Here is a 22,522-nt window from a genome sequence, read left to right on the forward strand (position 1 = left end):
AGCGACCTGTGGGGTTGGACCGACGCCGAGACCGGTGACGAGTACGTCATCATCGCAAGTCGAACGGTGTGGCGTTCTTCCGTGTCACCGACCCGACGGATCCGCACAGGCCCCACAGGCTACGCATGTCCCCCGACCGGGTCGCGGCGCGGCGCGTGACCAGCCGGCACCTGCCGGAAGCCGGAAGCCCCCCCGCAGCCGCTCCGTCACAGCTGTGGGCGGTCATCTGTCGGTCATGAAAAGGCGAAAACCCCCAAGCTAGGGGGTTTTCTTAGTAGCGGGGGCAGGATTTGAACCTGCGACCTCCGGGTTATGAGCCCGGCGAGCTGACCAGCCTGCTCCACCCCGCGTCGTCGGCCGACGAAGCTACCGAGCCTCGGAAAGGCGCGCAAACCCGCCGGTGAGGCCGGGACGCCCCGCGCCCCACCCGTCAGACGCTGGCGATGGCGCGGCGCGAGGACGGCAGCGAGGACACGCTGCCGCGGGAACGGGTGGCCGCGGTCTCGCCCATCTCCACGGCGGCGATCTCGTCGGAGACGATGACGACGGTGGACGCTTCGGTACGCACGGTCACGCGCTGGCCCGATCGGAACAGCCGCGCGATGCCGACGCCGTACTGGTCGGCGAGGTTGCACTCCTCACCGTTCGCGTCGATGAAGGTCTGGTCGATGTCGTAAGCCTGGCCGCTGCGGAGCACGAGGCGGATGGGACGACGGTCCATGGTGGGCACCCTCCGGGTCGGAGCGCAGCATCGGCGACCCCACGCCCCGCCGTTGCCCGGCGCCCCGTCCGCCCGAGCTAGTCCGGTCAGGGCGTGGACGGACGGTCCCGTCCGGAGGGAGGCACACGCCCCGGTCGCGCGACCGGGGACGCTGTGCTCGCTCAGGACGATGCGGTCGCGGTCGCCTCGGGCGCGGGCTCGGTCGCGTCCGTGGTCGGCTCGGTCCCGGGGGTCTCGCCGGCGGTCGGCTCGGGCTCGGGTGCCAGGCCCTGGCGCTCGAGCAGGCGGTTGTACAGCTCCGACGCCCGCTCGAACTGGGTCTGGAAGCCGCCGAGATCGCCCGCTTCGAGCGCGTCCTGCGCGGCCTGGAACGCCTGGGCGATGCGCTCCTGGAGCTCGATCAGGTCCTCGCCCTCCTCCTCTTCCTCCCCCTCCTCGGGGGAGGGTGCGGTCACGAGGGTCTCGAGAGCCTCTTGGAGCGTCCGTTCGAACACGACGCGTTCGCCCATGACGAGCACGACCCGCTCCAGCTGCGGGATGCGTGCCTGCGGCGACTCCAGGAACAGCGGCTCGACGTAGAGGATCGAGCTGCCGATGGGGATGACCAGCAGGTTGCCACGGATCACCTCGGAGCCGGCCTGGTCGCGCAGCGTGATGTACTCGGCGATGCGGTCGTCCTGCTCGATGCGCGCCTGGGCCTGCTGCGGGCCGAGGATCGTCTGCGAGCTGGGGAACTGCACCGCGAACAGATCACCGAGGTGACCGGGATCCGACCGCCCCGCGAGCCACGCGATCATGTTCGGCTTGTTGCGGGCGAGGTACGGCTGGATGAGCACGAACTCCTCGTCGGCCTCTCCCGGCAGCCGCATCAGCAGGTAGTAGGGCCGCAGCAGCGGCGCGGCCTGGTTCTGGCCGGCGGCTTGGTTGGCGATCTGCGAGGGATCGTTGGGGATGTCCCAGGCGTCGGCCTTGCTGTAGAACGCCTCGGTCGTGGGGATGTGGTAGGTCTGGTAGACGCGCGCCTGGATCGTGAACAGGTCCTCGGGGTAGCGGAAGTGCGCGGCCAGCTCGGACGGGGCGTCCTCGACGTCGGCGTACGGCGCGGGGAACGTCCGCCGCCACGCCTCCACGACGGGGTCGTTCTCGTCGACCACGTACAGGGTGACGGTGCCGTCGTAGGCGTCGACAACCGCCTTGACGCTGTTGCGCAGGTAGTTGACCTGGTGACCGAGGAAGCCGTCCACGCGCTCGGAGTAGGGGTACATGTCGGAGTGCGTGTAGGCGTCCTGGATCCAGGCCAGCCGCTCGTTGAGGATGACGGGGTAGGGGTCGTTGTCGAACAGCAGGTAGGGGGCGACCCGCTCGACACGGGCCCGCACACCCCGGTGGTAGATGACCTTGGAATCGTCGTTCAGCAGACCGGAGAGGACGAAGTTCGGGTCGGCGAAGCGGATCGAGAAGGCCAGTCGCCGGAGCCGGTTGCCCAGCGGCACGCCGCCCTCGCCGGCGTAGACGGTCGTGACCTGCTCGGCACCCTCGCTCGTCTCGTAGTCGAGCTCGGGCTGCTCGGTGTCGACGATGGAGTACGAGGGCTCGTCGCGCTCGCCGAAGTAGATGCCGGACTCGCCCGCGGGCACCAGCGCCGGGTTGCCACGTGGCGGGATGTCGCGCGCCAGGAAGATGGGCTGACCCTCGGGGTTGGTCGTGTTGATCTGGCTGGCGACGGCGCCGAAGCCGTGCGTGAACGTCAGCCGCTGGTTCTGCCATGTCTGGGCCTGCTCCGGCAGTCCAGACTGGTCGAGCTCGCGCGCCGAGAGCATGACCTGGCGCAGCTCCCCGTCGAGTCCGTAGCGATCCACGTCGACGTCGTTGAAGGCGTAGTACGGCCGCAGGGCCTGCAGCTCGGCGTAGGTGGTCTCGAGGACGCGCGGGTCCCACAGCCGGATGTTGGCGAGCGTGACCTGCTCCTCCTCGAGGTCCGCCTCGGTGATGTCGTCGGTGACCTGGAACAGCCCGAAGTCGATGTCCTCGAGGCCCCAGGCGGCCCGCGTCGCCTCGAGGTTGCGGTCGATGAACTCGCTCTCGCGCTCGAGTTCCTGCGGGTCGACTCGGACCCGCTGGATGACGGCCGGGTACGCGCCTGACAGCACGATGCTGGCGAGGACGAGCAGCCCGATGGCGGCGCCTGGCAGCAGCCACCCGCTGCGGCGGATGCTGATGAGCACGAGCACGATCGCGACGCCGGTCACCACGAGCAGCAGGTACAGCGCGGGTAGTTCGGCGTTGACGTCGGTGTAGGAGGCGCCCGTCACCTGGCCGCGCGGTGAGAAGTTCAACATGTAGCGGTCGAGCCAGTAGCCCCAGCCCCGGACCGCGAGGATGATGGCGAGCAGGACCGACAGGTGGACCTTGACGGGTCGTGTGACCTTGTCGCCCGGGGCCTCGGGACGGATGCCGCCGAGGAGGTAGTGGGCTCCTGCGGTGAGCAGCCCCACCAGGATCAGCGACGTGAACAGCCAGTTCTGCACGAACCGCACCCACGGAAGGTCGAAGACGTAGAAGCCGACGTCGCGGCTGAACTGCGGATCGGCGACGCCGAACTCGCCTCCGTTGCGCCACAGGAGGAACGACTCCCACTGCTGCGACACCGCCGCCCCGGCCGTCAACCCGAACAGCAGCGCGAGTCCACCGATCAGCCACGGCAGGTACGGGTCGGCCATCTGGCGGTAGCGCTCGACGATGGCCTGCTGTGGGGTGGAGGGGATGATCGTGGGTCGCAGCCGCCGCGCGATCTGCAGGTTGGCGGCGACGACCACCGCGAGGAAGACCCCGAAGACCAGGCCGAGCACGACCTGGGCGCCGAGGACCCCGGTGAACACGCCGCGGTAGCCGAGCGCGTCGTACCACCACAGGTCGGTGAGGAAGGTCGCGATGCGGTTGGCCGACAGCAGGACGACGACGAGCACGACGGCGATGACGATGCCGAGGCGTCGCCGGAGCAGATCGCGCACTACCGCCCTTCCGAGGAGAGCTAGCTGGTCACGCGACCCTACCGGGGCGCGAGCGCGCAGTCGCAGCCGGCGTGCGCCGGCGGTACGACCTCGCCGGTCGGGAAGTGGTCGTCGAGGCCGACGGCGCCGGCGTCGGCGTTCTGGATACGCATGTCCTCGGGGCAGCGGGGCGCGTCTCCCGGCACCCACGCCTTGCTCGCGACCCCGAGCTCGCGCCACGCATCGAGCACGCCGTAACCGTAGGTGCGCACGAGGTGCTCGTCGGCGATGCCCTCGACGACTGGGCCCTTGAGGTCACGGAACACCTCGCCCACGCGTTCGGAGAGCTGCGAGGTGGGTTCGTCGGCGCTCATGCCGGCGCGGAGTGTGGCCTTGAGGGAAGCGACGATCTCGTGGGACAGAACCGCCCCGAACGTCGCCGAGCTGGCGGGGACACGTGATGGGTCCTCGGTGCCGTCTCCGAGATCGCCATCAGCGAGTGTCGCGCCGTCCGACAGCCCCGCACGGTAGGCGTCGGAGAGGAACGACTCCCCCACCTCGGTCAACGGGGCGAGCAGATCGCGCGACGGCAGCAGGCTGTCGAGGCTGTCGTCTCCGGCCGAGCGCCGCACCGAGTCGAGCACGGTGTTCTGGACGTCCTGCAGCGACCGACGGAGACGCCGCAGCATCCCGGGACGCACACCGGCGAGCGACTGCTCGCGCAGCTGTCGCGGCAGGGGCTCGCTGGCCTCGGCGTCGACCGCCCCCACGTCGGGGAGCTGCTCCTCGAGCTCGTCCTCGAGCTCGGCGAGTTGCTCGAGGTCCTCGTCGACCTCTTCGTCGAGCAGCTCGTCGTCGAGGTCGTCGGTGGTCTCCTCGTCGCCGAGTTCGGTGGGAGGCGAGGCGGACGGGGCGGCCGGCGTCGTGGGCGGGATGACGCGGACGGACTCGGTGCCGTCGTCGAAGACCGCTCGTTCGACGTCACCGTCGTCCTCGGCTGGTTCGTCGCCGCGCGTGGGGCGGACCGAGCGGGGCGTCGAGGTGCGGTTCTCGACAGCTCGGGTGCGGGTCGCCGTGCCGCCACCACCCGTGCTGGTACGACCGTTGCCGTCACCGTCGCCGGGCTGCAGGCCGCGCATCGCGCCCTGGGCGGTTTTGATCGCCGAACGCAGATCGCGCAGGAAACCGTCCCGCATCGACTCGAGGTTCCGGATGTCCTCGGCGACGCTGTTGCGGCGCCGCTCCGCGTCCGCGACGATCTTGCTCGCGGTCCGGCGCGCGCTCTCGACCTCGTCGCGCGCCTCCCGGCGGGCGGTCTCGAGCTCCTGCTTGGCGCGCTCCTCCGCGCGCTGCTTGATCGTCTGCGCGCTCTCCTCGGCGGCCACGAGGATGCGGGTCGTCTCCTCGCCGAGGGCCCGGAAGGCGTCGCGCGGGTCGGAGGACGGGCGCGCGGCCGACGCCTCCTGACGCACCACGGGTGCGGTGCCAACGTCATCGGCGGTCTCGAGCTCGCTCTCGAGCTCGCGGATACGGCGCTGGAGGTGGGCGTGCTCCTCGGCAACCTGACGCAGGAAGCTGGCGACCTCGTCACGGTCGTACCCGCGCAGCGAGATGAGGAACTCGCGCGACGCGATCTCGTCTGGTGTCAGCAAGGTGACCCCCCGAGGCGGGCTGGGAACGACCGGCAGGGCAGCATAGACCAGCCTCGCGGCCGCCCGGCGGTCACGGCAGGGACAGCGTCGCGGGCGGGAGGGGAACCACGTCCTCGATCGGGTCGAGCAGCTCGTCCAGGGGGTCCTCGACCGGATCGAGCAACTCGTCCAGGGGGTCCTCGACCGGGTCGGGCAGCGGCTCGAGCAGCTCGTCGAGCGGGCCGGGGCTAGGGCTAGGCGACGGCGACGGGCCGGGCGACGGCGACGGGCCGGGCGACGGGCCGGGCGAGGGCGACGGCGACGGCGACGGCGAGGGGTCCGGGGACGGGGGCGACGGCGTCGGCGACGGTGTCGGTGCGACCGTGGGAGTCGGTGATGCGGCGACCTCAGCCGCGCGCGAACGCAGGGCCGCATCCGCGCCTGCGGCGAGAGCCGCGGGACCGAGATCGTGGTGCGCCAGGATGAGCCCCCACGTGGCGTCGAGCCGTCGCAGCGAGGTGACCTGTTCGATCGCGTCCGCGGCGTCGAGGCCGACGGTCTCGCGTAGCAAGCTGACCACGACGATCCCGATCAGCACATCGGCGGGGGGTCCGAGCGCGTCGCCGTCGACCTCGCTCGCGAACTCGGCGAGCGCCCCGCCGAGCTGCTCATCGACCGCGATGAAGTCATCGAAGAAGGCCGGCGCTCGCGGCGCGGTTCCGTACGCGGCGTCCCATGCGGTCTCGAGCCGCTCGACCTGGGCATCGACCGCGATCGCGTCAGCGAGCAGGCGCTGGTCCCACGGGTCGGCGAAGAAGTAGCGCAGCGGCAGCACGGTGTCCGACGGCACCCCGTCGACGAGCTCGAGCTGCTGCAGCCGAGCCACGGGGGCGTTCGCTGGTGCATCCGTTCCGGTGATCGTCGCAGCGGCTCCGCCGTCGTACACGCCGACGCGAGGAGCCACGCCGGCATCCACGCGCCAGGTCCCACGGCCGACGACCTCCGTGAACTGGAGGTGGACCGTGCGCTGGAGATCCACGGCGAGCAGCACCGCGCCGCTGTCGAGCTCGATGGTCGTGTCGAGGGTCGCCAGCGAACCGCGAGCGATCTCGAGGCGACCGCCCTCGATCTCGAGCACCGCGACCTCGTCCGGCGTCCTCACGTCCGCGCCGTGAGCGATGACCTCGCCGATGGCGACGGGGCGCCATCCGTCCGAGGTGAGCTGCTCCATCCGTCCCTCGACGAGTCGCGCGGCCGCCCCGGCCGGCAGAGAGGGTCCACCACCGGGCGGGGCGAGGACGAACCCGACGATGACCGCGGCGACGGCGAGCCACGCGGCGGCGCGGGCCTGGAACGCGCTGCGCGCGCTCATGAACCGCTCCTGGCAGCGCGCAGGATGATGTGGATGTCGGTGCCTCGGTCCGGGGCCGACTCGACCGCGACCTCACCACCGAAGCGATCGACGATCCGCTGCACGATCGACAGCCCCAGCCCCAGCCCACCGTGACGGCGGGTGGCACTGCCATCCGCCTGGTGGAAGTCACGCAGGATGACGTCGAGGCTCTCGGCGTCGATGCCCGAACCGCGGTCGCGCACCGTCAGGCGCACGTGCCGGTCGTCGATCGACCGCGCGGTGACGGTGACGCGATCCGTGGAGAACTTCAAAGCGTTATCCAGTAGCTCGTCGAGAACGCGGCGCAGCAGCGCCCCATCGGCCAGTACGGGCGGCAGGTCGCGCTCGATGCGCCGGGAGAGCTTGCGCTCCGGGTAGCGCTCCCGCAACCGACCGAGCACCTCGTCGACCTCGGTGGAGACTTCGGTCGGGGCGAGGTTGACCTCCGTGCGCCCCGCTTCGAGCGACGCGAAGTCGACGAGCATCGCCACGATCCGCTCGAGTCGCTCCGCGGATTCGGTGATGGCACGCGCGAACTCGGCGACCCGCTTCGGCTCCAGGGCCTTGCTGCGCATGACCTCGGCGTAGCCCTTGATCGGGGTCAGCGGGGTGCGCAGCTCGTGCGAGATGTTGGCGAGGAACTCGGTCTTCATCCGTTCGACCTCGGCCTCGCCGGTCACGTCTCGCAGCACGTACACGCGGCCGAGTCGCTCTCCGTCGTCACCGAGCAGCGGCGCCGCGGTCGCGGCGACGGAAGTCGCGTCCCGACCCCGGCCGACGACGCCCCGCGTCGCTCGCGACGCGTCGTCCTCGGGTCCGCCGAGGACCTCGTGCAGCGGAGTCCCTGCCGGGTCCGTTCCGCGCAGCACCCGGCGGATGTCGCGGCCGACCAGGCGCGATGGCGAGCGGCCGAGCAGGGTCGCGGCGGCCGGGTTGACCGTGACCACCTTGCCGTCGGCGTCCACCGCCAGCAACGCCTCGCCCATCGACCCGGTGACCGCTTCGAGGCGCCCACGCAGCTCGGCCTCGACCGCGGCTGCTCGACGCAGCGCCGCATCGCGCTCGGACAGCGATCCGGTCATGTCGTTGAACGCGGTGGCCAGGCGGCCGACCTCGTCGGGGCGGTCCACCGACACGCGGGTCCCGAGGTCGCCTCCGGCGACCCGCTCGGCCGCATCCGTGATACGCCGCACCGGCCGCGCGGTCCGGCTCGCGACCACGCTCGCCAGCACCAGCGCGACCAGCAGCCCCACGACGGTCGTCACGAACGCGGTGCGGACGAACGACTCCTCCACCGCGGCGAGCGTCCCCGCCTCGACCGACAGCACGAGCGTCCCGAAGGGTTGGCCGTCGGTGCCGCGTACCGCTTCAGCCGCCACGAACCGCGACGTACCGGCGACGTCCGAGAGCCCCGCGGACGGCGAGGTGCTAACCAAGTTGGCGAGTGCAGCACTGGTCTCGCGGCTGAGGGTCGAGACCGCCACCGACCCTCCGACGAGGATGGTGGCGTCGGCACCCGTGAGCTCGTCGATGCCGGCGACGACGCGCGGGTCGGTCACCCTTCGGCCGAGGACGAGCACGCCGGTCCGCAGATCCAGCCGCGGTTCGCCGCCCGCCGTGGGTGCGACCACGACCGCCCCGACACTGAGGATGTCACGCTCCCCGAGGGCGATCACGTTCGCGGCCTGGGTCGCGCCTCGCAGCACCTCGGTCACGACCGGATCCCCCGCGATCACGCTCTCGTCGGCGAGTTCGAGCGGTCCCTGCTGCGCCCCGGCGTCCCACGACCCCACCACCCTCCCGCCGCTCTCGACGAGGACCACCACGTCGATACCGGGCAGCCGACCGGCGATCGTCCGAGAACGGGCGTCGAGGTCGGCGATCTCGCCCGAGACCGCGCTGCTGATCTCGTTGGCGAGGCTCGCCCCGGCGAGGGCCCCGCCGGTGGCGAGCATCTCGCGCGGCCACTCGACGGTGAACTGCTCGACACGAGCCTCGGCTGCCGCCTCGAGGGTCGCGGTCTGGTCCGCCTGGAGGTCCGACACGAACACCACGCCGCCGGCGGACGCGAGCGCGACGACGGCAACGAGCAGCACGCCGACGAACGATGCCACGAAGCGGGACAGCAGGCTGGTCCGGACCTGTCGCAGCGTCCACCAGCCGACCGCGACCGACCCGGCCAGCGACAGCGACGCGGCACCGGTTGCGTGGGTCCGTACGAGCAGGTCGGCCGCTGCCCACAGGGCGAGTCCGGTGCCGAGCAGGAACGTGGCCTGTCCGCGACCGACGATGCCGCGGATCGCCGCCAGGGCGGCCATGACCGCGGCGACGGCGGCGGTGACGTGCGCGGTCATCGGGGCGGCGACGACGACCCCGGCGCCGGCGCCGACCAAGCGGCCTGCAGCCCCGACCGCCAACGCCGCGTAGCCGGCCGCCCGGAGGTAGACCGGCCAGGCGTGATCGGGCGCGATCAGCGCCCCGGTGACGACGTACGAGGCGGCCAGCATCAGTCCGCCGAGAGCGAAGCCCAGCCAGCCGTCGCTACCCCGGGAACGCCGGGAAGTCGCGGTGAGGGCGAGAGCTACGGTGAGCCCGAGCACGTGCACCGCGAGGTGGAGGGGGATCGCCACGCCGGCCGTCATGTAGCCCCGAGTCTAGGAGGGTGGGGCCCGGCGATGGCCGACCGCCGGAGCGCCCTTGTCGCCCGTTATCCTCGTCGGCCGGCGAGACGCCTGGCTGTAGCTCAGGGGCCCAGCGCGAGCGCGCCCTCGGGCCGCTGGTCGGCGAGGAGTTCGCGGAGCGCGGCCAACGCATCTCCGAGGCTATCGACGGGGATCAGGAGCACCTCACGGTCGACCGGGGTCGCGCTCGCCTCCTCGAAGTTCCCGCGCGGGACGAGGAACACCTCGGCTGGTGGGAGGTCGTCGCCCCGGTTCAGCGCACCCAGGATCTTCTGCTGGACTCCACCGATGGCGCTGACGAGCCCCTGACGGTTGATGATGCCGGTGCCCGCGATGACGGTGCCCCCGGTGAGATCCTCCTCGCTCAGCAGATCCACGATCGTGACCGCGAACATCAGGCCACCCGAAGGACCAGCGATGCCGCGCTCGTCGATGGTCACGTCGGTCGGGAGGTGGAAGTGCGTCATCACGATCACCCCCAACGTCGCTCGGCCCGGCTCGGTGAGCGAGTCGTCGAGTCGGACATCGACCTCGCGCTCGGTCCCATCCCGCGCCCGTACCGTGATGGAGACCTCGTCGCCGACCGAGAACCCCGACAGTCTGGCGATGACCGCCTCAGCACTGCGGGTGGGCTCGCCCTCCACCGCCGTGATGACGTCGCCGACGTCGAAACCGGCCCGTGCCGCGGGTGAGTCCTCGAGCACCTGGGTGACCTCGGCCCCGTCCGGCTCGGGATCGACGTTGGCCTGACCCAGCGCGCGGAGAGCAGCGACGACCGCGTCGATCTGGCTCTCCTCCATCAGCGCAGCGTTCTCGCGCCGCACGTCCTCGACGTCGGCGTCCTCCGGGAACAGCACCGCACGCTGGATCACCCGCACGTCGGAGGAGAACGATCCGTCGAGCCACTCCCACAGGGTGAGGTCGGAGTCAACCGCCACCGTGGTGAGGAGGTACTCGCCCGCGCTGGCGGTCGTGGCCTCCCCCCGGATGTCGACCAGCTCGAGGGTGTTCTCGGTAGGGCCCTCGTGCAACGTGACGTAACAGGTCGGCTGCGCGGAGACGATGCTGCAGGGGAACGCGCCCCGCGCGAGCAGCCCGATACCGGCGACGAGCAGCAGCACGACCAGGATCCGACGCACGTGGACTCCGCGAGGACGGGACGGTGGAGCGACCGATAACGCAACGGGTACCCGCAGGGTACCCGTCGCACCTCACCGTTCCGCGGCGCTCAGCGCCTCATGAACGGCCGAACAAGGTCCTTCGTGACGCGCCCTCGCCACCGATCGGCGTCACGTTCTCGGGTGCCGACTCGCCCTCCGCCTCGGCGTCCGAGCTCTCGTCCGTCGAGGGGGCCACGGGGCGCGCCGCGAGTGGCATCGCTCCGGGGGGCGGCTCCGACGGCTGGGCGACGGGGGGCATCGCGGGAGGGATCGGCGCGGGGTCGGACACCGGCGGCGGAGCGGTGGGAGCCTCGGGGGCCGCGACGGGCACCTCCGGGACCACAGCGTCGGCCACGGTCACCTTGTACTGGACCTTGAACTCGATCGGGACCTCGCGGAAGATCTGGGCGTCGCTGGCGCCGTAGTCGTTCCGTGCCGTCTCGACCAGCCGGGTCGCCTCCTCGAGCGAGGCCGCATCGCGGTACTCGTGGTGGCCACCGGGCATGGTGTACCGCACCAGATGCTGCATCGTGTGTCCTTCCTCGTGCTGCGCTCACGCACCACACGGACGTGGTCGTCCTGTCGGCGCCGGTCCAGCGGAGGCGGCCTGCCGCCGCCCGTCCTCATGTCGGCACGTAGGTGGCGCTACTTGACCGGTCGCCCCACCGTGAGCACGACCCCGCTGGAAGCGACGACGAGGAGGCTCGCGGCGAGCAGACCCACCCAGGACCTACCGGGGGGTCCGTCGGCGGCGGCCGCCTGCGGCGGTGACCGCTCGATGACGGGGCCGAGTGTCGTACCCGGCTCTGAGAGGATGGCTGGCCTGCTGGGCTCGTCGGCGGCTGACCGCTGCGGCGATGGTGTGGACGAGGCTCGCGCAGGCGGCGGGAACCCCACGTCGGGTTGCGAGACCGAGGTGGGCGGAGCGGCCGTCGCGGGCGGGGTGGGCGCTGGCTCCACCGTCGGGGCGGGGTCAGGACCCGCTTCGGGCGGGACGCCGCTGGCAGCCGCGAGGTCGAGGCGCCCCACACCGTGCTCGCGGTCGGGCCCAGGGGGTCCGAGGTCCACCGCGGTCTGTCGCACGCGAGCCAGGGCGGCCCCGGGGCTCAACCCGCTGCTGAGCAGCACCGCCAGGGCACCGCTGACGTGGGGTGCGGCGAACGAGGTGCCGTCGGCCTCCCCGTAGCTGGGGGTGCCGCCGGGACCGCAGGGATCGCACCACGTGCTGATGATCGCGACCCCCGGCGCCAGCAGCGCGTCCTCGCGCACCGTGTCGGAGAAGCCGGCCCGCCGATCGTCCTCGTCGCTGGCTCCGACCAGCACGACCGGCGAGGAGTCGGGGTAGTCGCTGGAGCCGCTGCCGCTGTTGCCGGCCGCGGCGACCACGAGGACGCCGTGGTCCCACGCGTACGCGACGGCCTCCGTCGGGGCTCGGCGAGGAGCCAGGAGCGGATCGACCGGCGCGGTGCTGCCGTCCTCGAGGACGGCTTCGAGCGAGACGTTGACGACGTCGGCACCGTTGTCCACGGCCCACCGGATCGCACGGTCGACGTCGTCGCCGTCTCCCCCCGCATCGGCATCGAGGACGCGGATGGGCATGATCCAGGCCCCTGGCGCGACGCCGGCGACCCCGATGTCGTTGTCAGCGGTGGCGGCGACGATCCCCGCGACGACGGTGCCGTGCCCGTTGGGGTCGTCGGGATCGTCGTCCTCATCGATGACGTCGAGTCCGACCACCGTGCCGTCCTGGCGGCGTAGCACCCGATCGGCCAGATCGGGGTGGTCGAGATCGACACCGGTGTCGACGACGGCGACCACCGCTCCGGCCCCGTCGGCCACGGACCAGGCCCGCTCCGCCCCGATGCGCTGCAGTCCCCACTGCACCGGGCGGTAGGGATCGCCCGCGGCCAGCACCATGAGCGACGTCGCCGCGGCGAGCACCACCGACGCCCAGCGATGGCGCGACACGAGGCCTCCCTGGGCGTGGAACCGGACGTCCGAGAGGGTACGGCGCTGGCGGGAGGGGGGTGCAGGCCTCCTAGGCGTCCACGCGCTGACGGTCGGCGTCGGCGTCATCGGACGCCCGGACCGGCTCCATGGCCGCGAGCGCACGGTGGAAGTGGTCCACGCTGGAGGCTGGGTCGCGGTCGACGCGGCCCTCCCACCAGGTCCAGGCGAGGCCGACCGCGACGATCACGATGATCGGCAGGAACAGGTAGACCACGGGCGCGCGCTCCTCGGGACAGCGGAGGCCGAAACTAGTCCGTTCGGGCCGGGTCCTCAACCGCAGGGTGACCGTCAGCCCCCGGCCACCGGCGCGTGCCGTCGGCGAGGAACTCGTGCTTCCAGATGGGCACCTCGGCCTTCAAGCGGTCGATCAGATCCCGGGCGGCTGTGAACGCCTCGGCGCGGTGGGGTGCCGAAGCCGCGACGACGACGCTCACCTCGCCGATGTCGAGGGGACCGAGGCGGTGCGCCAGGTAGACGGCCCGGACCGACGTTCGCTGGCGGACGACCGCCTCGCCGACCTCCCGCAGACCGGCCGCCGCACGCTCCTCCCAGGCCTCGTACTCCAGGCGCTCGACCGCTGCACCCTCGTGGTGATCGCGGACGGACCCGGTGAACACCGTCGTACCACCGCAGGTCGGGTCGGCCACCGCGCGGTGCGCCGCCGCCACGTCGAGCGGATCGGTCGTCAGGAGCGTCTCGATGCGAGGCGCGCCCCGGGGCGGATCGGTCATGCCTCCCCCCTGGAGGGGGGAGGGGCCGGCGTTGCCGGCCTGGGGGGTGAAGCCTGATCGGTCATGCCTCCCCCCTGGAGGGGGGAGGGGCCGGCGTTGCCGGCCTGGGGGGTGAAGTCTGATAGGTCATCCGCCGACCTCGTCGTCTTCGACCTCCCCGCCCCGTGGCAGCTCGGGAACGCGGACGTCGCACTCGAGGGACACGTCGCCCGTGATCCGCGCCAGGGCGACGCCGGCCGGCACCCCGACGATGACGTAGGGCGAGGTCTCGCCCCCGGCCGACTCCGCCGGCCCCTCGTCCAGTCGTAGTTCGATCACCGCGGCTGCGCCCTCGACGTCGCTCGTGACGACCGTGGGCGGACCGCCACCCTCGCGGTCGGTCCCGATGAAGACGCCAACCGCCGGGGGTTCGAGATCGGTCGGCAGCGGTGGCGGAGGGCTCTGTCCGCCGGCGTCGCCGAGCAGCCACAGACGCTCGAGGGAGGTGTCATCGATGGCGAGGAAGCACGCGGGTCCGGCTCCCGGATCGTCGGAGCCGAACGTCGCGCTCGTCCCACGCGCGATCGCGGCGTCAGGCTCGGCAGGTGCGTCGTCACCGCAGCCCGCCGCCAGCGCGACGAGGACGAGCAGCGTGGCGGCGCACCTCATCGGCTGACACCGGCGGGTACGTCCTCGAGCGGCAGCGGCGCATCCGGAGGCCAGTGCTCGTGCGGACGGTCCGGCGCCACGGCAGCGAGGATCACGAACGGGATCGCGAGCACGGGACCCGTCACCTGCCACGCCGGTGGCCACCACGGACTGGCCAGCGCGAGGATCGCGCCAGTCGCCGCTGACAGCCGGGTCGGCGACAGCGGCACGCGCGGTGCTGCGCCTGCCAGCGCGACCGCCGCGAGCGCGAGGGGCAGCACGGCGCCGAGATCGGCAGTCCCGACGGGATCCACGACGACGGCGCGCCACAGTTCCCCAACGCCCCAGCCCGTCGGCACGAGTGCCGCGACCGACACGACCACGGCGCTGAGCAGACCCACGACGAACCACGCGAGCTTGCGACCCGACAGCCGCCGGATCCACAGTGGACCCACGAGCAGTGGCCACACCGCGGTGCCTGCGGCCACGCCGAGTAGCACGCCGCTGACGACCGCCATGCGCGATGGGAGGTGACGTCCGGCCCAGACCTCAGCGAGGGCCCACCAGGCCCAGACGAGGGCGACCCCGGCGATGAGCAGCACGGGCGCGTGGACGTGAGCGAGCAGCAGCGGCGGGGCCCAGGCGACCGCAGCGGTCGTGGCCCTGCCCGTCCCGGTGTAGCCCCAGCCGCGCGCCAGATGACCGGCGCCGATGACGAGTCCGGCCGTGGCCGCCAGCGTCAGGGCACCCGTCGCTGCCGCCGGGTCGACGCCGGGTAGGCGCGACAGCAGCCAGATGAACGGCAGGGCGAGGGGGGCGGCGGCGTCAGCGGTCAGTTCCGTCGCGGGCAGCTCGCCTCCGGCCCACGCGCCCGCGGCGACGGCGAGCGCCCCACCGTCCGCGTGCCACGCCTGGGCCGCGTGGACCAGGATCGCGCCGAACGCGAGGGCGGTTGCCGCCGATGGGCCGGTGCGCGGTTCCCAACGCAGCGGTGAACCGGCGGCGGTGGCCGCGAGCACCACGGCGAGCGCGAGCCACGGCAGGACCAGCCACCTGGCCGGGGTCAGATCACCCACCCCGGTCGTCGTCGCCATGACACCGAGCGCGCCGACGACGACGATGCCAGCCACGGTCCAGCCGAGCCGGCCGACGGGGCGGAGCACCGCCAGGATCACGATGAGCCCGATCGCCCACACTTCGTGCGGGGCGAGGAACGGCAGCATCGCCCCCAGTCCGGAGGGCTCGTTCACGACCGGTCGCGGCGCAGCGCGCGGAGGAGGAGCAGTCCTCCCAACGTGAGCAGCCCCGCGGCCGCGAGCTTGATGTCGCGGCGACGCGCACGCGCACGACCCACCGACACGTAGCCCCGGTGCTCCTCGGCGAGCTCGACCAGCGCGTCCCGGTTGGAGTGCTTGGGACGCCAACCTTCCTGGAGGAGCCGGTCCGGGCTCAGCACCCAGGGGTGCATCACGTAGTGCAGCTGGCCGACCGGCACCTCGGACACGCCGACGGCGCCGAGCCTCTCCGCGAGGGAGAAGGCGACCTCCTCCGGCACCTCGACGGTCCGGACACCCGAGACGGCGAGCATCTCGTCGAACGACAGCCAGCCCTCGGGCGCCACGTTGTAGGGCCCGGACAGGTCGCGCTCGATCGCCAACGCCAGGGCCGATGCGACGTCGTCGACGTGCACGAACTGCATGGGGGGCCGGTGGCCGCGGATGGCGGTGGCGCGCGGCGCCTCGAACTGCCGGCTGATGAAGTTCTGCACGCCGGGACCGGCGACGACGGTGGGGCGCAGGACGGTGACGGTGGGGGTGTCGCGGTCGGTGGTCCAGTCCGCGAGCCACCGTTCGATCTCGAGCTTGTGCTCGGCGTACGGGAAGTCGGGGTTGGCGCGCAGCGGGCTGCCCTCTGTCAACGGGAAGTCGTTGTCGGGGTGGGCCCCGTACACCACACCCGACGAGACGTAGACGATCTTGCGTACGCCCGCTGCCAGCCCGGCGGCGAAGACGTTGCGGGTCCCCTCGACGTTGATCGATCGCATCTCGACCTCGTCACGGATCGGATCGAGTTGGAAGGCGAGGTGGACGAGCGTGTCGACGCCCTCGAGGTGACGGTGGAGATCACGATCGCGCACGTCGGCCAGCACGAGCTGGATGCGATCACCGTGCAGGCCCTCGGGACGCTGCGTGTCTATGCCGACGATCCGATCGACGTCGGACGATGTCGCGAGCTCGGCGACGAGACGGCGGCCGATGAGCCCCCCGATGCCCGTGATCGCGACGGTGGACATGTACCCCCTGGTCGTGAGGCTGCTCCCCGAGCCTAGCGCCAGCCTCCGGAGGCGGTCCCGTGCGGACCGGGTGGTGCGAGAGCCACGCGCGGGTGTCAGACTGGTGACATGAGCGACGTCCCCGACGATCCCTTCGGCGGCCTGCCCGACGAGCTGCGCCAGATGATCGAGCAGCTCGGTGGGTCGCAGGTGTTCAACCAGGTCCGCATGCTGCTCGAGAACACCGGGACCGGCCCGGTCAACTGGGACCTGGCCGGCCAGGTGGCGCGCCAGCTCGCGGTGGAGGGCGATCGAGCCCCGACCGCCGACGAGCGCGAGCGCGTCGAGGACGCCCAACGGCTCGCGGAGTACTGGCTCGACGAGGGCACGCTGCCCGCCCCGCCCGACGCCGGGCACACTCGCGTGGGCAGTCGGCAGGAGTGGGTCGGTGACGCACTGCGAGCGCTGCGACCGATCATCGAGCCGGTCGCGGAGGCCTCCACAGGTGCCCTCGCCGAGCTGACCGCGGGGCAGTTCGAGGAGCTGGGGATGCCCGAGGAGCTCGCGGCCCTCGGCATGCCCGACCTGTCGGGCGTCCTGCGCCCCATGGGCGCCATCCTGACCGGGATCCACACCGGCCAGGTCGTCGGTCGCCTCGCCCGCCAACTGCTCGGTCAGTACGAGCTCGGCATCCCGACCGCGGCTCCCGACACGGCGTGGCACCTCGCCGTGAACATCAGCGAGACCTTCGAGGGCTACGAGCTGGATCCGACCGAGGTGGCGATCGCCCTCGCCCTGACGGAGGGTGCGCACCGCCGCCTGTTCCACGCGGTGCCGTGGCTCGAGGGCCACATCCAGGCGCTGGTGGCCAGCTTCGCTGCCGGGACGCAGCTGGATCGTGACAAGCTGCTCGAGCTCAGCAACGAGCTCGCGCTCAGCTTCGATCCCGAGGATCCGGAGTCGCTGCGGGACGCGATGGAGTCGGCGTCCGATTTCCGTATCGATCCCACGCCCGAGCAACAGCGCGTGCTGGAGCGGATCCAGGGCGTGGTGTGCCTGGTGCAGGCGTGGGCGCGCCGCGAGATCCGCGCAGCCGCCAGCGACCGACTCCCGCACCTGGATCGGATCGACGAGGTGCTGCGCCGACGCCGTGCCGCTCGGGGCGACGGCGAGCGGATGCTGCAGCAGCTGCTCGGCCTGGACCTCAAGCCGGCGGACGAGACCGTCGGCGACCGGTTCATCGCCGCGGTGGAGGCGGCGCGAGGGCTCGAGGGGCTGCGGCGGGGGATGGCCCACCCCGAGAACCTCCCCGACCACGCCGAGCTCGCCGATCCGAGCGCTTGGCTCGTGCGCATGGCGTCCGGTGAGGACATCCCGGATGACGCCGGGGCGCTGCTCGACGTCGGCGACGCCCCGCACGAGGCCTCCGCCGAGGAGCGCTTCGGCCGTGGTCAGGGCGACGACGACGGTGACGGAGCGGACTAGGCGTCGGCCTGCTCCTCGGGTTCGACGATGTCGTGGTCCATCGGGGCGATCGCGCCCCGGGCGGAGCCGGCCGTGAAGCCGTCGAGGAAGGCCCGAGCGCGCACGGTGTCGGGGTAGCGGGCGACGAGCGTCTCGAACGCGGTGGAGTGGTCCGCATGGACGAGGTGGGCGAGCTCGTGGACGATGACGTAGTCGAGGACGTAGTCGGGGAACGCGGCGAGCTCGCGACTGATGCGGATCGACCCGTCGGCGGGGGTGGCCGAACCGAAACGGCGTCGCATCCGACCCGACCACCGCACCGACGTCGGCCGCACCGCGTCGACGTACGCGTCGGCCAGCCGTCGCGCGCGGGCGGCCAACGCGGCATCGCCGCCCGCGGCGGCGATCTGGGCCTGACCGGTCACCTTGTCCACCAGCTCACCGATCAAGCGCTCCTGCTCGTGACGGGGCAGGTGCGCGGGGAGCTGGACGACGACCACGCCGTCACGCGCGTACGCGGACGCCGAACGGCGCCGGCGCGTGCTGCGCACGACCTCGACGGGAGGCCGGCCGTCGCCGGCGGGGCGGCGCTCGACGGTGCGGGCGGGTGCCGCCACAGAGCTTCCTTCCTACACAGCTTCTGGCACAGCTTCTGGCACAGCTTCTGGCACAGCCTCTGGCACAGCCTCTGGCACAGCCTCTGGCACGGCATCCGGCAGGGCGTGCGACGCGACGCCCCGACCGTAGCCAGCGTCTGCGACAGCTCAGCGCACGCCTCGCCGCGCGGCCCCCGCACGGGGTCGCGCGAGATGCTCGATCCGTCGCAATCCACAACGTGTGGATGCACTGTGGATGTGTCCCCGCAGGTGACGAGGGGGTTGCGGTGAGGTGACGGCGGGCGTGCCGTCGCGGCATCCACAGCACCCCGGCCGGCCATCCACAGGTCGTCCACACGCACGCCCTGTCCATCCCCAGGGGCTGTGGACAGGTGACTCGACACCCTCCTGAGGCGCGCGTACGGTGGCGCCCGCGAGGTCCCCAGCAGCAGGCGACAGGGCCCGTGCTCTGAAGGGGAAGGGAGCACGGTCCCACCGGAGCCGGTGTTGCTGGGGATCTCGCGTTCCCGGACCGGTGGCGTCAGGTGACGGGTCCGCGAACGGCCAGGGTCGTGCCGCCCCCCCAGGACCGTCGGGCAGGACCGTCGGCCAGGACGTCGGGTCAGGACCGTCAGGTCAGGTTCGTCAGGCCAGCACCTCGATGCGCACGTCAGCATGCCCCGAACCGACGAGGCCGATCGCCTCAGCAGCTGCGCGGGAGAGGTCGAGGTCGCGCCCGCGGACGTAGGGGCCACGGTCGTTGACGGCGACCTCGACGGACCGACCGGTGCGCAGGTGGGTCACCCGCAGCCGCGTCCCGAACGGCAGCGTGCGGTGTGCGGCGGTGAAGCGCGCAGGGTCGAAGCGCTCGCCACTGGCGGTGCGCTGACCGGCGAAACCGTGGCCGTACCACGACGCCACCCCGTCGTACGACGCGATCGCCGGCTCGCGCGCCGTGCGGTCCCCACGCACCGGGATGGTGGGTGGCCGCACCGGCGCTGCGGGCGTGGCCGCCAGGGCGTCGGCTGCGATCAGTCGCGCAGCCGCCCGGCCGTCGGCGGCGGTGGCGGTCCCGGGATCCTCGGTGAGCGGCCCGGTCGCACTGGCGATGCCGCCGAGCACGGTCAGGCCGGCGACGAACACCGCCAGCAGGGCGGCGTGTCTCCTCAGGGGCACAGGGAGGATCCTCGAGACGGGGACGGCGTCGGTCGACGGCGGGCCGATGCGACGACCCGGCGCTGCTAACTTCTGCAAGCAGGTTACCCCGCCCGCTAGCTGCGGTTCGCGACGCGCGTACACTGGTGAGCAGTTCGGGGGCCTGGCGGGCTCCCGGACGGCACCCTCCGGAACCCCCGGCGCTCCGTCCCCTGTCCGCGCGTCCTGCGCGCGGCACTACGCTCGGGACTCACCGTCCACGACCAGGAGGCCCCGGTGGCCGAAACGACCCGGGCTGCGGCGTTCTTCGACCTCGATCGCACGCTGATCAGCGGCTCGTCCGCCTTCGCATTCGGCATCGCCGCGTGGCGCGCCGGGATGATCCCCACCGGGGACCTGCTCAAGGACGGGTTGAACAACGTCACGTTCCGGCTCGTCGGGGCGACCGACGAGCGCAGCCAGGCGGTCCGCGACCGGATCCTCAGCGCGGTCGAGGGCCACCCCCAGAGCGACCTGCTCGAACTCAACGAACAGATCGTCCCGGCGGTGCTACAGAAGGTCAGGCCCGAGGCCAAGGCGCTGCTCGAGATGCACGCCGAGGCGGGGCGCGACCGCTACCTCATCTCGGCATCGCCGATCGAGTTCGTCGACCGGCTCGCCAAGGACCTCGGTCTCGAGGGTGGCATCGGCACCGAGTCCGAGGTCGTCGACGGCTGCTACACCGGACGGCTCTCGGCGCCCTTCTGCTACGGCGAGGGCAAGGCCGAGCACATCGAGAAGATCGCGGCCGAGCGCGGCTACGACCTGCGCCTCTGCTACAGCTACAGCGACTCCGCCAGCGACCTGCCGATGCTCGAGATGGTCGGCCACCCCGTCGCGGTCAACCCCGACCGCGCGCTCGAGCAGGTCGCACATCAACGCGGCTGGCCCATCGTCATCTTCGCGCGGCGTGCCAAGCAGGTCGTCAGGACCACGACCGCCGCGACCAGCGCGGCCGCGCTCGCGACGGGGACGTACCTGCTCGGGAGACGTCACGGTCGCATGCAGGCCGAGGCCGCGGGGGTCCGGGCGCTGCTGAACCGGCTCCGCTGAGCCTTGCGCGAGTGAGCGCAGCGCCGTTGCGGTTCTCACGCACCCCCCACCTCGTGTCCCTGGTGGCCGAGGCGGAACGGCTGGCGGCCCGTCTCGACGCCGCCCCGAGCGAGGCACGTGCGAAGCTCGCCGATCTCGTCCGAGCCGAGTCGGCCATCGCCACGCTGCGCCTCGACGGATCGCCGATCGCCGAGCCGCCCCGCCGCGAGTCCGTCGAAGCACGGCTCGACGCGACCGAGCGCCCACGGTCGGGGACGTGGCTCGACGCGTTCGGGGTGGTCGACGACGTCCACGACGATGCCCTGCAGACGCTGGAGTACCACGGGGTGCAGGCGGCGTACAGCTCCGAGGATCTCGCCGAGCGACTGCTGACCGACCTCGCAGGTGCGTTGGCTCCGCTGCACCACCGCCTCACCAGAGGGTTGATCGCCGAGGTCGATGCCGGCCGCCTGCGGACATCCCACCAAGCGGTCCACGACGCGAGTCAGGGCCGCATCATCTACTTCGCCACCGACCCCGACCGCATCGCCGACTGCCTCGCACACCTCAGCAGTTGGATGGCCTCGGTCGGGGCGCGCGAGCACGGCCTACTGACCAGCGGCGTGCTGCACTACGACCTGCTCGTGATCCACCCGTTCGAGGCCGCGAACGGACGCCTCGCGCGGGTCGCCGCTCGGCTCGTCCTGCGAGCACGGGGCCTCGACCCGTCCGGGCTGGCCGCTCCGGAGCCGGTCATCGTCGGCGACGCGATCGGCTACTACGAGGAGGTCGCGCGCACGACCCGGCGTCGCGACGCCACGATCTGGCTCGAACGGTGGGGCGAGGCCGTCTGCGCGGGTCTGCGCGCATCGGCACGGCGACTGGGGGCGCTCGAGGTCGAGGTGCCGCCCCGCGCGCTGGCGTTCATCGAGGCGCTCCCCGACCGCGCGTTCACGGTCGCCGACTACCGCGCGGACGTCCACGTGGGACCCGAGGACACCCGCGCCGACCTGGTCGCCCTGCTCGATTCCGGGACGGTCGACCGCGTCGCGGGCAGCCGGGGCCTGCGCTTCCGGGTCCTCTGACGCTCACGTCTCGGCGATGAACCGGACGATGCGCGGCGCGAGATCGTCGCCCGCGTCCTCCTGCAGGAAGTGGTTGGCGCGCGGGAACGTCTCGCACCCCACCCCTCCCGGCACCGCGGCGGCGTACGCCTCGCCGATGAACGGCGGCAGCAGCGGATCGTCGGCGCCCCACAGCGCGATGAGCGGCTTCTCCCACGCCAGCAGAGCCTCGTTGGCGGCGATCATCGCCGGCGCCGACGGGTGCTCGTCGGAGGTGGGGATCAGCAACGGCAGCGCGACCGCGCCCGCCTGTGACGCGTCGGTGGGGAACGGCGCTTCGTAGGCGGCGACGACCTCGGGGCGCAGGTCGCTCTCGGTCGAGCGCGACATGAGCTTGCGGATGTCGAGACGCTCCGCCTCGCGGACGTGGTCCAGCCACCGCTGCAGGCCCTCGGACACCCGCGCGCCACTGGCGTACAGCCCCGTGTCGTGCATGACGATCCGTGCGACCTGGTCCTGGTGGTCCATCGCCCAACGCAGCCCGATGGGGCCACCCCAGTCGTGGACCACGAGGGTCACGGGCTCGGTCGGGGCGGCGGCCGCGACGGCGGCGGTGAAGGCATCGACGAGCCGGTCGTAGTCGTACCAGTCGCGGTCGGTGGGCTTGTCGCTGCGACCGAACCCGACGTGGTCGGCGAGGATGACGCGGAACCCGGCGTGGGTCAGCGGTCCGAGGTACTTGCGGTACAGGTAGGACCAGGTCGGCTCGCCGTGCACGAGCACGACGGGGTGGCCGTCCTCCGGGCCGGCTTCGTACCAGGCCAGCCGCAGCCCCTCCCAGTCCGTGTACCGGGGTTCGAGGTCCCAGCCGGGCAGGCCGACGAAGCGCGAGTCGGGGGTTCGGAAGGCATCGGGCATCGACTTCCTCCATTCCTTGGCGACGCCGCATCCGCGGC

At 72.2% G+C, this 22,522-nt stretch carries 19 protein-coding genes and 1 tRNA gene; 3 read left to right on the forward strand and 17 right to left on the reverse strand.

The features are described from left to right. Positions 1 to 275 precede the first annotated feature (275 nt). The 14 genes from KY469_16315 to KY469_16380 all read right to left on the reverse strand — a co-directional run bounded on the left by KY469_16315 (position 276) and on the right by KY469_16380 (position 16,237). A tRNA-Met gene (locus KY469_16315) sits at positions 276 to 350 on the reverse strand. Positions 351 to 430: 80 nt separating this feature from the next. Further along, positions 431 to 721 carry a hypothetical protein gene (locus tag KY469_16320; protein ID MBW3664665.1) on the reverse strand — a complete coding sequence of 97 codons (291 nt, stop codon included), beginning with the start codon at positions 719 to 721 and terminating at the stop codon, positions 431 to 433. Positions 722 to 882: 161 nt separating this feature from the next. Continuing rightward, positions 883 to 3,732, reverse strand: coding sequence for a UPF0182 family protein (locus KY469_16325; GenBank protein MBW3664666.1), 2,850 nt, complete (start codon positions 3,730 to 3,732; stop codon positions 883 to 885). Positions 3,733 to 3,770: 38 nt separating this feature from the next. Continuing rightward, a complete protein-coding gene (locus tag KY469_16330; GenBank protein MBW3664667.1) occupies positions 3,771 to 5,363 on the reverse strand; it encodes a DivIVA domain-containing protein in 1,593 nt (530 codons plus the stop codon). A 70-nt stretch (positions 5,364 to 5,433) separates the two neighbouring features. Then, complete coding sequence (locus KY469_16335) at positions 5,434 to 6,714, reverse strand: hypothetical protein (protein MBW3664668.1); 1,281 nt, start codon at positions 6,712 to 6,714, stop codon at positions 5,434 to 5,436. Further along, positions 6,711 to 9,365, reverse strand: a complete 2,655-nt coding sequence (locus KY469_16340) for a HAMP domain-containing protein (GenBank protein ID MBW3664669.1) — start codon at positions 9,363 to 9,365, stop codon at positions 6,711 to 6,713. Before KY469_16340 ends, KY469_16335 begins: the two co-directional genes overlap by 4 nt. A 113-nt stretch (positions 9,366 to 9,478) precedes the next feature. After that, positions 9,479 to 10,555: a PDZ domain-containing protein gene (locus KY469_16345; protein ID MBW3664670.1), complete on the reverse strand. Its 1,077-nt coding sequence runs from the start codon at positions 10,553 to 10,555 to the stop codon at positions 9,479 to 9,481. A gap of 97 nt (positions 10,556 to 10,652) precedes the next feature. After that, on the reverse strand, positions 10,653 to 11,105 hold the full coding sequence (locus KY469_16350) for a hypothetical protein (GenBank protein MBW3664671.1): 453 nt from the start codon (positions 11,103 to 11,105) through the stop codon (positions 10,653 to 10,655). Positions 11,106 to 11,221: 116 nt separating this feature from the next. Next, positions 11,222 to 12,544 carry a S8 family serine peptidase gene (locus KY469_16355; GenBank protein MBW3664672.1) on the reverse strand — a complete coding sequence of 441 codons (1,323 nt, stop codon included), beginning with the start codon at positions 12,542 to 12,544 and terminating at the stop codon, positions 11,222 to 11,224. Between the two features lie 70 nt (positions 12,545 to 12,614). Beyond that, positions 12,615 to 12,800: a hypothetical protein gene (locus KY469_16360; GenBank protein ID MBW3664673.1), complete on the reverse strand. Its 186-nt coding sequence runs from the start codon at positions 12,798 to 12,800 to the stop codon at positions 12,615 to 12,617. 34 nt (positions 12,801 to 12,834) lie between these two features. Continuing rightward, the gene (locus KY469_16365) at positions 12,835 to 13,317 is read right to left on the reverse strand and encodes a molybdenum cofactor biosynthesis protein MoaE (GenBank protein ID MBW3664674.1); all 483 of its coding nucleotides are present in this window, start codon (positions 13,315 to 13,317) and stop codon (positions 12,835 to 12,837) included. Positions 13,318 to 13,443: 126 nt separating this feature from the next. Further along, a complete protein-coding gene (locus KY469_16370) occupies positions 13,444 to 13,965 on the reverse strand; it encodes a hypothetical protein (GenBank protein MBW3664675.1) in 522 nt (173 codons plus the stop codon). Beyond that, positions 13,962 to 15,194, reverse strand: a complete 1,233-nt coding sequence (locus tag KY469_16375) for a hypothetical protein (GenBank protein MBW3664676.1) — start codon at positions 15,192 to 15,194, stop codon at positions 13,962 to 13,964. The genes KY469_16370 and KY469_16375 overlap by 4 nt, the downstream gene beginning before the upstream one ends. Then, positions 15,191 to 16,237, reverse strand: a complete 1,047-nt coding sequence (locus KY469_16380; protein MBW3664677.1) for an NAD-dependent epimerase/dehydratase family protein — start codon at positions 16,235 to 16,237, stop codon at positions 15,191 to 15,193. The genes KY469_16375 and KY469_16380 overlap by 4 nt, the downstream gene beginning before the upstream one ends. Before the next feature lie 108 nt (positions 16,238 to 16,345). Between KY469_16380 and KY469_16385 the strand changes: the two genes are divergently transcribed. Beyond that, the gene (locus KY469_16385; GenBank protein ID MBW3664678.1) at positions 16,346 to 17,701 is read left to right on the forward strand and encodes a zinc-dependent metalloprotease; all 1,356 of its coding nucleotides are present in this window, start codon (positions 16,346 to 16,348) and stop codon (positions 17,699 to 17,701) included. Here KY469_16385 and KY469_16390 read toward each other — a convergent pair. Both KY469_16390 and KY469_16395 read right to left on the reverse strand, forming a co-directional pair. After that, positions 17,698 to 18,297, reverse strand: a complete 600-nt coding sequence (locus KY469_16390; protein MBW3664679.1) for a M48 family metallopeptidase — start codon at positions 18,295 to 18,297, stop codon at positions 17,698 to 17,700. The genes KY469_16385 and KY469_16390 overlap by 4 nt on opposite strands. 624 nt (positions 18,298 to 18,921) lie before the next feature. Next, on the reverse strand, positions 18,922 to 19,575 hold the full coding sequence (locus KY469_16395) for a septal ring lytic transglycosylase RlpA family protein (protein ID MBW3664680.1): 654 nt from the start codon (positions 19,573 to 19,575) through the stop codon (positions 18,922 to 18,924). 132 nt (positions 19,576 to 19,707) lie between these two features. Here KY469_16395 and KY469_16400 point away from each other — a divergent pair, with 132 nt between their 5' ends. After that, a complete protein-coding gene (locus KY469_16400) occupies positions 19,708 to 20,523 on the forward strand; it encodes an HAD-IB family hydrolase (protein ID MBW3664681.1) in 816 nt (271 codons plus the stop codon). Positions 20,524 to 20,549: 26 nt separating this feature from the next. Next, positions 20,550 to 21,587, forward strand: coding sequence for a Fic family protein (locus KY469_16405; GenBank protein ID MBW3664682.1), 1,038 nt, complete (start codon positions 20,550 to 20,552; stop codon positions 21,585 to 21,587). A gap of 3 nt (positions 21,588 to 21,590) precedes the next feature. Here the strand turns inward: KY469_16405 and KY469_16410 are convergent, their stop codons facing one another. Then, positions 21,591 to 22,484, reverse strand: a complete 894-nt coding sequence (locus tag KY469_16410) for an alpha/beta fold hydrolase (GenBank protein ID MBW3664683.1) — start codon at positions 22,482 to 22,484, stop codon at positions 21,591 to 21,593. Positions 22,485 to 22,522: the final 38 nt, after the last annotated feature.

The organism is Actinomycetota bacterium (assembly GCA_019347575.1).
GTDB lineage: Bacteria > Actinomycetota > Nitriliruptoria > Nitriliruptorales > Nitriliruptoraceae > JAHWKY01.